Origin of the sequence: Paenibacillus pedocola (assembly GCF_031599675.1) — a bacterium.
In the GTDB taxonomy this organism is placed as follows: Bacteria; Bacillota; Bacilli; order Paenibacillales; family Paenibacillaceae; genus Paenibacillus_AQ; species Paenibacillus_AQ pedocola.
Genome location: NZ_CP134223.1, coordinates 1,545,895 through 1,556,720, shown reverse-complemented (window position 1 = coordinate 1,556,720; position 10,826 = coordinate 1,545,895). Strand labels below are relative to the sequence as shown.

10 protein-coding genes are annotated in these 10,826 nt (G+C 53.0%); 2 read left to right on the top strand and 8 right to left on the bottom strand.

All coding sequences use genetic code 11. The features are described 5' to 3' along the window. Positions 1 to 7: 7 nt before the first annotated feature. Positions 8 to 1,201, top strand: a complete 1,194-nt coding sequence (locus QU597_RS06860) for a DUF3999 family protein (protein ID WP_310831943.1) — start codon at positions 8 to 10, stop codon at positions 1,199 to 1,201. A gap of 148 nt (positions 1,202 to 1,349) precedes the next feature. On the opposite strand, the gene QU597_RS06855 is transcribed toward QU597_RS06860, so the two are convergent. The 8 genes from QU597_RS06855 to QU597_RS06820 all read right to left on the bottom strand — a co-directional run bounded on the left by QU597_RS06855 (position 1,350) and on the right by QU597_RS06820 (position 8,180). Next, on the bottom strand, positions 1,350 to 1,529 hold the full coding sequence (locus tag QU597_RS06855) for a hypothetical protein (RefSeq protein WP_310831942.1): 180 nt from the start codon (positions 1,527 to 1,529) through the stop codon (positions 1,350 to 1,352). A gap of 439 nt (positions 1,530 to 1,968) precedes the next feature. Continuing rightward, the gene (locus QU597_RS06850; RefSeq protein ID WP_310831941.1) at positions 1,969 to 2,154 is read right to left on the bottom strand and encodes a hypothetical protein; all 186 of its coding nucleotides are present in this window, start codon (positions 2,152 to 2,154) and stop codon (positions 1,969 to 1,971) included. Between the two features lie 10 nt (positions 2,155 to 2,164). Beyond that, positions 2,165 to 2,407 carry a hypothetical protein gene (locus QU597_RS06845; protein WP_310831940.1) on the bottom strand — a complete coding sequence of 81 codons (243 nt, stop codon included), beginning with the start codon at positions 2,405 to 2,407 and terminating at the stop codon, positions 2,165 to 2,167. Continuing rightward, positions 2,400 to 3,485 (bottom strand): sugar phosphate isomerase/epimerase family protein, encoded by a 1,086-nt coding sequence (locus tag QU597_RS06840; RefSeq protein WP_310831939.1) that lies wholly within the window; start codon positions 3,483 to 3,485, stop codon positions 2,400 to 2,402. The genes QU597_RS06845 and QU597_RS06840 overlap by 8 nt, the downstream gene beginning before the upstream one ends. A 27-nt stretch (positions 3,486 to 3,512) precedes the next feature. After that, positions 3,513 to 4,685 carry a M24 family metallopeptidase gene (locus QU597_RS06835; RefSeq protein WP_310831938.1) on the bottom strand — a complete coding sequence of 391 codons (1,173 nt, stop codon included), beginning with the start codon at positions 4,683 to 4,685 and terminating at the stop codon, positions 3,513 to 3,515. A 23-nt stretch (positions 4,686 to 4,708) separates the two neighbouring features. Next, the gene (locus QU597_RS06830) at positions 4,709 to 6,277 is read right to left on the bottom strand and encodes an extracellular solute-binding protein (protein ID WP_310831937.1); all 1,569 of its coding nucleotides are present in this window, start codon (positions 6,275 to 6,277) and stop codon (positions 4,709 to 4,711) included. 40 nt (positions 6,278 to 6,317) lie between these two features. Then, positions 6,318 to 7,193, bottom strand: coding sequence for a carbohydrate ABC transporter permease (locus QU597_RS06825; protein WP_310831936.1), 876 nt, complete (start codon positions 7,191 to 7,193; stop codon positions 6,318 to 6,320). Positions 7,194 to 7,214: 21 nt separating this feature from the next. Continuing rightward, the gene (locus QU597_RS06820; RefSeq protein ID WP_310831935.1) at positions 7,215 to 8,180 is read right to left on the bottom strand and encodes an ABC transporter permease; all 966 of its coding nucleotides are present in this window, start codon (positions 8,178 to 8,180) and stop codon (positions 7,215 to 7,217) included. 245 nt (positions 8,181 to 8,425) lie between these two features. Here QU597_RS06820 and QU597_RS06815 point away from each other — a divergent pair, with 245 nt between their 5' ends. Further along, positions 8,426 to 10,771 carry a helix-turn-helix domain-containing protein gene (locus QU597_RS06815; protein ID WP_310831934.1) on the top strand — a complete coding sequence of 782 codons (2,346 nt, stop codon included), beginning with the start codon at positions 8,426 to 8,428 and terminating at the stop codon, positions 10,769 to 10,771. Positions 10,772 to 10,826: the final 55 nt, after the last annotated feature.

The window sequence follows — 10,826 nt, the reverse complement described above, 5'->3', positions numbered from 1 at the left end:
ACAGCCTTTGTCTGCCGCAGCTGAAGGGAGCGCCGGCCAGGCGTGGCAGTACTCGAAGCAGATTGTGATCCCGGGTCAGGCAGCCTATTATGAACTTTACCTTGATCCTGAGGTATACAAGGGTGCGGCAGAGGATCTGCGCGATCTGCGGATCGTAGACAATACAGGCAAGTATGTTCCCTTCTACAGGGAGAGCGGAGAAGAGCGCCCGGAGGAACATAACATAACCTACTCCGCTACGCTGGTTCACAGCGTGAAGAAGAACGGGAACACCCTGTTCGATTACAAGGTTACACCATTGGCCGAGAATACCGATATCCAAGGCAACCGGCTGGAGTTCAAGCTTCCGGATGAGGACTTCCTGCTTCACGTACAACTGCTTGGCAGCTATGACGGCGTTGCCTGGGAGCCTATAGCTAAGGGTGATCTGTACGCCGTAGATGGGCGTGAACAGAATAGCATCGACCTCGGCAGCACTTATAAATTCAGCTATTACCGGCTGGTGGCAGAGAAGAATGTGGCGGATCTGCAGTTTCCTGCTCTGACCCTGCAGCATAGCAACCGGGTAATCAAGGCTGAACTCTTTAAGCAGCAGCAGGAAGCAGCGTATAAGATTCAGGAAGAAGACAAACGCACTGAGATTATCATTCACAATGATGACCGGCTGAGAGTCTCCGGGCTGCAGCTGGAGAGCAGCGGCAGCTTCACCCGCCGGTTCGAGCTTTATGACGGTGAAGGCAGAGTCATTCCCGTAACAGGCATCGGAGAATTGTACCGGCTGGATTTCAAGGATGCGGAGATTGCCTCTACAGCTATTGTTCCTGTGAAGGCTTCGTCCGCGCCCATCCTGCGTATCGTCATCCATAATCAGGATGATGCGCCAATAGCGCTGTCCGGGCTGAAACTGGAATACCTGCTGGACCGGATCATTTTTGCCGCTGACGGAGCCCAGCCTTACCGCTTGCTCTACGGGAATGCTGAGGCGGCTGCGCCGCAATATGATATTGTGAACTTCAAGGACTATATCGCCGGAGAAAATAGACCGCTTGCCCGGCTTGGGGCGGCAGAACTACAGCAGGTGCCTGAAGCGGACATTGCGCACAACAGCTGGTTACAGAGCAGACTGGGATTCAATATCGTGATTATTGCCGTTTCATTGCTGCTGATCCTCTTCCTGGCCCGGAAGCTGGGCCGGAAGTAGGCACGGCTCTCATGAGGCCGAATACGGACGAGATTAATTCAATAATGTTAAAAAGAACAGCGATCCTCCGCTCATTGGAGGATCGCTGTTTTGCGTGTTTGGAGACTGGAGGTTTGTGGCGATGGTGGAAGTTGCAACCCAGTCCTGCTCAGTTAGTCGCTGGTACGAACACAGCCCGTGGCCCGGGCGACGAAGGTTCATTCCAGGCCTCCTCCACCTTGGAGAGAGGAGACGCAGCTGCATTCACTGTAAGCCTGACCGCCGCAATCGCGCCGATCAGGGCCGGGAATTCAGCGAAGTCCGGAGTGAAATCCTTGTCCTTGAACATTCACCCTTCTAAAAATAAAAATGATCTTTCGGCTGTTGACGCCCTCGTACAGTTCTCATACTTCATCCAGAGCATTCTCGGCCGGGTTGCCTCCGCCCATGAACTTTCGGTCATTTAAATCCGGCTGGGCCGGGACTGCTGCTTTGTATGCTTTTGGTGCTTACCGCTCAAAGAATCCCTTTACTTTCTCTGCATCCCATACATGATTCCGTGCATTTGCTCGTCTGAAACCAGAAAGTACTTACTCTCGATATACCCCGCAGTATCAGGAACCGGATCATCCCATGTAGCGTCCAAATGAAGATGCCGGCCATCCAGCACAACAACCAGCCATAATTTCAGACAATCAAAAACGGATGCCGCCCCAACCGGGCAAACATCCGTTATTACGTATAGAGAATCGGGGGCGTATTCAGGCTAAGCAGGCTATCTCTCCATGTCAGCCGGCAGCAAGGAATGCCAGCAAACCGGCGACCCGTTCATCTTTCACACCAATAAGCGATGGCGGAGCCGAAATCAGCCATGATGCTGTCTCTTCCAGGCCGATATCGGGATGATCCCCGAACCAGCCGGGGCTCAGAAGAGGCATGACCAGCTCCGCCTGGTGCAGCTCGCCCCAGTACAAGGCTCCGGGATCACTCCTGCGGATCTGCCCGATCAGTTCCTTCCACGGGATGCAACCGTTCCCGCTTGGCGAACTGCCCCGCCTCTTCCAGCTCCTTCCGGTCCGGCTCCGGGCTGATACTGGAGGGCGAACCCAGATACAGGCCGTCAAAGCCCCGGTCAGCCGCTTCCTGAATCGCCGCCCGCACAGGAACTGTAGTAGCAAACAGCTCCTTGGCAAAGATACCGCGGCGCCCGGCTGGAATCTCAGACATGGGACGGCGCCTGCTCCCGCTGAATACCCAGCTCCCGGCACAGTCCGTCCATATAACGCCGGGAGGCAATCACCGCCTGTACCGCTTCCTCTTCTTCGAACCGTTCTGCGTTCAGTGCCCGCCAGCCTTTGGCCTGGCCGCTGCGTATCCGTTCTGAGTAATTCCGCGCCAGTTCATAATAAGCGGCGAAATCCTCGCGTGTCAGATCCGGATGATTCCGAATCCACTGCGGATCGTAGACCTCAATGAGCATCGGCTCACCGGGCATCCGCCCGCCGTGCGGAACCTGCGCTTCGAAGGATAACGTCAACTCCGGATTATAGCGGTTAAGCTCCTTCAGCACCTCGCAGAAATCAACAGCACCTTCGCCTTCACACGGCATCGCCCGCTGATAGACTCCTCCATCTGTCAATTCAAGATAGGCATCCTTGATATGCGTCTGCCGTACATAAGGTGCCAGGCGCCGGGCGGCAAGCACCGGATGCTCGCCGCGAATCATCACATTGGCGGTGTCGAACACCACGCCCATCACATCGGCTCCAACCGCTTCAATCAGGCGGACGATTTCATAGGAAGTAATCTCCTCATGGGTCTCCATATTGAGATGCAGCCCCAGATCGAGTGCCATCGGCTTCAGCTTCAGCAGCAGCCGCTCTGTCGCCTCCAGCTGCTCCTCCCAGGTCACATCGGTGCGAAACCGGTCCGTGGCGAACATCCCCTTGTAGGGTTTGGCACCGCCGGTGGAGACCCAAAGCTCGCGGATACCGCCTTCCGCTGCAGCCTCCATCATGCGGCGGAAGCCGAGCAGCACATCGCCGCTGCCAATCGCCCGCAGTTCCGGGGTTTCTGGATTTGTGTATGGATTGACCCGGCCCAGCCCGGCCTCCAGATACATACCGAGTTCCTGCGCTTTCCGCTGTACAGCCTGAATCTCCGCACGATCCAGATTGGGACTGATGTGCAGGATGGTGCGGAAGAACATCCCCTCCAGGCCCAGACTATGAGCATATTCCAGCTTCTCCACAGGACTTAGATTATGCCCTCCGGGTAAGTATTTACCATCGACACCAATACGCATAGCTCGTCTCCTCCTATATTCAGCTCATTATGATGACAGATAATAGATTCCCCGCGGCGTCTTGGACAGCCAGCTTCCCCCGTCCTTCCCGGCAACGGCCGTATCCCCATGACACACATGCCCCAGCTCAGGCATTGTGAAGTTGGGATGCACTTCAAAGACCATATTTTCAGATACTCTCGCCGATTCTCCATCCCTTGACTGATCTCTGCCCGCATTCAGGAAAGGAGCAACACCAGGATCGCTGTAGCTGTTGCTCATTCCGTGGATCGATTGGAACCGGAACGGATCTTCCGTCCTTGTATACGGGCAGTACTCATCGATCATGGACTCCAGCACATCCACGAGGACATGGACCGGCGTGCCTGCCGCCATCTTGGCCAGTGCTGCATCTTGCATTTCAAGAATAGCTCCGGAAATACGCTGGAGCTCAGGAGAGGGCTCCTTGAACATCCCCATTCTCAACACCTGCGCGTAATACCCGTCCAGGCAGACTGTTGTGCCGATTTGCACACGGGAATCAGGACCTACAGGCTCCACCAGCTCGAACAGCTCAAAATACGTTTCCGGCGGGCGCTCACCAACCGCCAGCCAGCAGGAGGCAGAGTCCGCACCGAGCCGTCTTCCCAGATACTCCACCTCGGCCATAATTTCCGCCCCGCTAATTCCCTTAACCGAGGCGATACCCATGGCGTGGGCCACCATTTTATCGGCAATTTCCGCCGCCTTCCGGTGTTTATCCACTTCATACGGCGTGCGCTCCAACCGCTGTACATTCACGATCTCGGTTCCCTCCAGCTTCTCATAACCATCCAGCAGGGCAAAGAACCTGGCAGACTGCGCGACTGTGAAATCATCAGCACCTGTGTAGGCGAGTACTGATCCGGGCGGCACCAGCTTCGCCAGCACCTCCTGCAGCGAGCCGTACAGATCCGTTGTTTTCACAACCTCCCCTTCCCCGCCAAAACGCATAAGGAACGCCCGCGCCCGGTTCTTATCCGCCGATACGATGACTGCACTTCCCTTCGCGGGAACGACCAGGAATACTTCCGAGCTAAAGGGCATCCAGCCGGTCAGATACCGCACAGTACCCGCTCCTTCACGCGCGCCATTGGCAAAGGCGACCAGGGCGGAAATTCCCCGCCCGGCCAGTGTCGCCTGGAGTATTGCGATTCTTTGCTTCGTCTCATTGATTGTCATGGTCAAAGCCCCCTTCAGCTCACTTACTTAAGCGAATCATTGTACATTTTCTTCAGCTTACCGACACCCATCGAGTCCATTTCCTTCACATAAGCATCCCAGTCCGTCTCAATCGAATTCGTCCCGTATACGAACTGTTCCGTCATCTTGGCAAAATAATCATTCACAGTCGCATAGACCAGATTTTCTTCCTCGCGCTGCGCCGCCGATAGAGAAGGCACCTTCGTAACATCCGCGAACCAGCCTTCCTCATTTGCCACTTCCGTCATTTTCTCAAAATCAGGGTCGCCCAGCACCGCCGCGAACCATTTGTACGGCCAGAGCATTACGTAGGAGCCGTTAGCAGCGCCAATCTCCCACAGCGCCCGGTTCAGGTTATCCTTCTGCAGCATCTCATCGCTGAACTTCTTCTCCCCGTCAACTACGTTATAGGTATCCCCTTCAATCCCCCAGGTCAGCAGGTCAATGCCTTCGTCCGAGTACAGGTAATCAATGAAGCTCAGGAGCTGATCGAAATACGGTTTTTTCGCCGCCGACGCCGGGATGACCATGCCGTTTGAAATCCGGTCGCCGACCAGCATTTTTTTACCGGCAGGACCTGCTATCGGTTCCAGCATCGAGATTTCAAAATCCGGGCCGCTGTTCTCCTTGCCCAGCAGATTGATAGCACTCTTATGCTCGCCATTCCAGAAATAATAGACAAAGCTTTTACCCGTAGACATTTTCTGCATCAGCTGATCGGTCGTAGAGGTGAACATTTCGGGATCAGCCAGCCCCTCATCAATCAGCCGGTTGAGATAGGTCAGATAGGCCTTGTACTTGTCACTCGTAAATAAGTAGTCGTACTGCCCGGCGGCTTCATCGTAGACAAAACCCTTGTAGTTCGCATCCACTCCCCAGGCGGTCCCGAACATCGTCCGCAGATTCTCTGCGCTGGTCCCGGTTAGCGGGTAGCTGTCCGGATACAGTTCCTTCAGCTTCTTCAAAAGGATGTAAAACTCGTCCATATTCGTTGGCGCCTGCAGTCCGTTCTGCTTCAGAATATCGGAGCGGATCAGCGGCGCACGGTTGTAGTTGGCATAGTCCTTCATGAAGGGTACCACGTACAGCTTGCCGTCCGTCCCCCGCCAGTTATCCAGCTCCTTCTCGATCTGGAACTCTTCAATCCGGCTCTTGAGATGCGGAAGCTTGTCCATATAGTCACTGATGGGCAGCAGCACACCGGTCTCGCTCATTTCCAGCACTGTAGGCTGCTCCACGCTCGTCACCATATCCGGAATTTTGTCGGAGCTTAGTACAATTTTCGCTTTACTCTGATAATCAGAGGGAACTGCCTGTACATCAAGCTCCACATTCGTCCGTTTCTCCAGTTCCACCAGTGTGGGCCAATCCTTGCTGAACGGCACCCCGCCTTCGGCCAGCAGCATGGTCAGGGTGACCTGTCCGCCGTCTGCCGCAGCCACCTCATTGCCGGAGACTTCCGCCGCACCGTTCCCGCCGGAACAAGCACTTAGCAATAGCATAGCCGATAGTATCACTCCTCCCGCCCTTACTTTGCTGCCGCTTCCTTGCACCTTCATGCTCTTTGTCATATGATTCTCTCCTTTTCCTTCTGGGCTCTCTGTGTGAACTTTAGCCTTTAACCGCACCGATTAAGGCGCCTTTGGTGAAATATTTCTGTGTAAAGGGCAGCAGGATAAAGATCGGAAGTGAAGTTACCATGATGGATGCGGCTTTCAGCGAAGCAGTGGAGATGTACTTGGTTGTATCCTGCCCCGCCATCCCGCTGTTCACAAGCTGCTGTCCATCCAGAATATTGCGCACGATCAGCATAACAGGATACATACTGGTTTTATTCAAATAGATCAGGGAGCTGAACCAGTTGTTCCAGTAGAAGACAATCATGAACAGCGCCATCGTCACCAGAATCGGCTTCGATAAGGGAAGCACAATGCGGAACAGGATTTGAATCGGATTAAGTCCGTCGATCAGTGCCGCCTCCTCAATCGGTTCGGGGAACTCGCGGAAGAAGTTCATCATCAGCATTAAATAATAAGGCGTAATACAGAACGGCAGAATTACCGCCCAGATCGTATCCAACAGACCCAGACCCTTGATCATCATATAAGTAGGAATCATCCCGCCGTTGAACAGCATGGTCAGCATAATCATCCAGATGATAAGGGACTGGCCGGCGATTTTTTTGGACAAGGGATAGGCGCACATCGTCATCAGCAGGAGACTGAGCACCGTGCCGATTGTCGTCTGCAGCACCGAATTCCGGAAGCCGCTGAGAATATCCCGGTGGCTCAGGATGAACCGGTAGGCCTTAATATGGAACCCCACCGGCAGAAAGGCTACTTTCCCGCCGACATTGGCGGCAGAGCTGCTGAAGGATACCGCAAGCAGATGTACAAACGGCAGCAGCACCGCGCCGCATACGACGACGATAAACAGCGTGAGAACCAGCTTAAAGACCCATTCCTCATATCTTCTAATGGTGCGCATGGCAGTCTCCTCTCTTCAGGATCAATATAAGGAATAGCGGGTATACTTCTTGGCCAGCGCATTGGCGGTGACCACAATCACAAGTCCAAGGAGGCCGCCGAACAGGCTGATTGCTGTCGAGTAGCTGTAGTTGGTGCTCTGTATGCCGATCCGGTAGACAAGCGTCTCAATCACATCGCTGCGCTCCGAGTTGCTCGGCGTGTACATCAGCAGCACCTTCTCAAAGGCAACTGTCATCAAGTGGCCGAAGGACATAATGTAGACAACCACAATGGTCGGCATGATCTGCGGCAGCGTGACATGCCAGATTTTTTGCAGTCTCCCCGCTCCGTCCATATCCGCAGCCTCGTACAGCTGATAGTCAATGGAGGTAATGGCCGCGAAGAAAATAATCGAGTTCCAGCCCGTAAACTGCCAGATTTCCGATGAGATATACAAGGTGCGGAACCACGCTGCTTCATTCATAAAAAAGGTAGGCGAAATCCCCAGCTGACTAAGCAGTTCGTTTACCAGCCCGTAGGTCGGTGACAGCAGCTCAGTCATCAGGCCGACAACAACAACAATAGAGATGAAATTCGGCAAATAAGAAACCGTCTGGACCAGATTCCTCATTCTGGCCGATTTAATCTCATTGACGATCAAGGCAAACAGAATCGACACCGGCACGGTAAATATTAAATGGTAGATATTCAGCAGCCAGGTATTATTGAACGCTCTCCAGAAGCTTGCCTCGCCAAGAAACATTTTGAAGTACCGCAGTCCCGTCCACTCTTCACCATAAATCGATCCGCCGGGGACAAATTTGCGGAAGGCCAGAATGTTACCAATAATCGGCCCGTAGCTGAATACCAGAATATACAGCAGCGGGATAAGCAGCAGAATATAATAATGAATATTTTTTCTGAAGATCCTCCGCGCCCTGTTCATCCGTCCCTCCTTTCGTACCTCTCTGCTGTGCGCCTTGCCCATGACCATCACACGATTCATCTGCTCACCTCCTTGTAGTCCCTATGTCACATTTAAGGCCATCTCTTTGTAATTAAAAAGAGACAGAAATCATTTTGTGTAATATATAATGACAAAAATAATTCAATTTCGACATACATTTTTATTAAACGTCTCAATTTTAGCCTTTTGTGTTATCATACCTGTCATAGTAGTAGCGTTTCCTTGTGCTCACCTACTATTATTAAACTTAAACCTATCTTCAGCGTATAGAGGGGGAGACAATAGTGAGAAGGAGAGTTACTGCATGGGTCAGGGGCAAGTTCTGCAGCATGATGTACCGCTTTTTCTTGTGTTTTCTCGTCCTGGCCTCGCTCATCCAGCTGGTGAGCTTCATCAATTACCGGGTCAATCTGGGGTATCTGGAGACGCAAATGAAGGAGAATTACAATACCGTGCTAAGCAATATTGCTGACGGGCTAAACAATGTATTCACGGAGATTTACAGCCTGAATTATTTACTGTCACTGGATGAAGCGACGATGCAGGTCTTCTCCTCCAATTTCACTGTCGATTCACACGCCAAATATGCCCGCGTCTCTCAAAGCATCCGTTCGCTCGCTCGCATCCGCTTGATGAATGAATATATAGACAACGTCTTTATTTATAAGAAGCGGGACGGACTGGTCATCAGCGATCAGGGCACCTACTCTGCTGCTGACTTCTTTGGCCGGAGCCGGCGGCTGGAGCTCTACAGCGAGGATTTCTGGAATGCCTACGGCTCCCAAAACAGGCCGTTTCAGATTCTTCCTCCGTCCAGGTCCGTTGCCCAAAACGGCGCGTATATCCTCCCCGTCGTCCAGACGGCCATCGCCGAATATAAATCCAACGATTTGTTTGTCATCAGCGTTAAGGTAGATTCGCTCGTTCAGCTGCTTAAGGACTCCAAGCTCACCCCCAACAGCAAGCTGTTTGTGCTGGGCGATGACCGGCAGGTGATCGCTTCCACGGAGATGGACACGCCCGATGTGGAAATCAGCCAGTTTCTAAAAACCTTTCAAGCCGGTGAACAGACCCATCTCAAAACCGAAATCGGCGGAAAAGCGATGCTCGCGATACAGATGAACACCCGCTTCATATTCAAGAATCTGAACATGGTTGCCCTTGTGCCGGTCGCCGACATCCAGGAGAGTATGAGTGTAATCAAATTCTGGGGCAATCTGCTGAATATACTCGCTCTGCTCCTCTCGGTCCTCATCTCGTTTCTGCTTAGCCAGAAGCTGTATGCCCCTCTTCAATCTCTGATCGTCAAGCTGCCTACAGCAGCCTCAGGTCCGCCGGCCAACGAGTATAAGCTGCTGGACAGGGTGTTCCACAGGATGCTCGATGATGTCAGCAGGCTCAATGACAAATTAACCTTCATCTATCCGGTGGCACTGGAGCAGTGGATGGTGAACCTTCTGCGCTTTAAGCGGCTTCCCGACCAGCAGGAGACCGAGGCCTTCCTTCAGAAAAGCGGCTTTGCCTTCGAGCACTCTTCCTTTGTCACTGCGCTGATCCGGGTCAAGTTTGCCGGGCCGTTTCTTGGAGAATACAGCAAGAGCGAGCAAAATACAGCGCGCAACCGGATTCTCCAGCTGCTGAAGGAGCATATCCCGGCTGCCCGGCAGTGGATCGTTGTGGAAATAGAGGATAATGTGTATGGCCTGCTGGCCAATGTGCCGCAGCTTACCGGCCGTCAAATGGAGCTGGACGTATATTTCACCCTCATTCAGGACTCTCTGCACACGGATCATGATGTTCAGGAGATATCCATTGGCGTGGGAGAGATCCATCCAGGATTCGCCGGGCTGCAAGAATCTTATCTGGAGGCCATGAAGGCCATCTGGCGCATCTCACCGCTGCAGCATGAGCGGATTCATTATTCTGTAAGAACGGAATCGGAGAAGGCAGAGGCATTACTGAGTGCAGGCGACAGCAGAAAGATCTTTAATTTGGTCTGCTCCGCTAAAAAAGACGAGCTGTCCGGGCTGCTGGAAACGGTTGTGCTCCGGCATCTGTCCGGGGGGCTGAATGAAATTGGACTTAAGGAGCTGTATCTGCAGATTTTTGTGATCGGTTCAGAGGTGCTGAAGCATAAAGACACCACCCTGTCGGATGGCGCCTACCGGGAGTATTTCCATAGAATCCTCTCGGATAACCCTTTGTCTGTAGAGGGAACGATGGGGTTTCTTACTGAGTTTCTGGAGGCAATTATGGAGGCGGTAAATCCGGAGGCGGACGGGCCGGAGTCCGTGCTCTTCAAACAATTTATCGACATGCATTATCAGGAGGATATTCATCTCGACCTGCTGGCAGACAAATTTCATTCAACGTCCAACTACATGTCCCGTCTGCTCAAAAAAGAGCTGGGCAAACCGTTCCACCAGTATTTGCAGGAGCTGCGGATCGGAAAAGCCAAAGAGATGCTCGCCCGCACCGATATGCCAATACAGGACATCTGGGCGGCAGTGGGGTTTAATAACCGTAATTCCTTCATCCGTTCGTTCCGCAAGCTGGAGGGTATCTCCCCGACCGATTACCGCAACCAGTTCCCGGCAGCAGGCGGTGAGGCTATACGGAAACAAATGTAGCGGATTTTCACAGTTTTTTTTGTCTAACCCAAAAACCCCTTCTCTAACCGGTCTG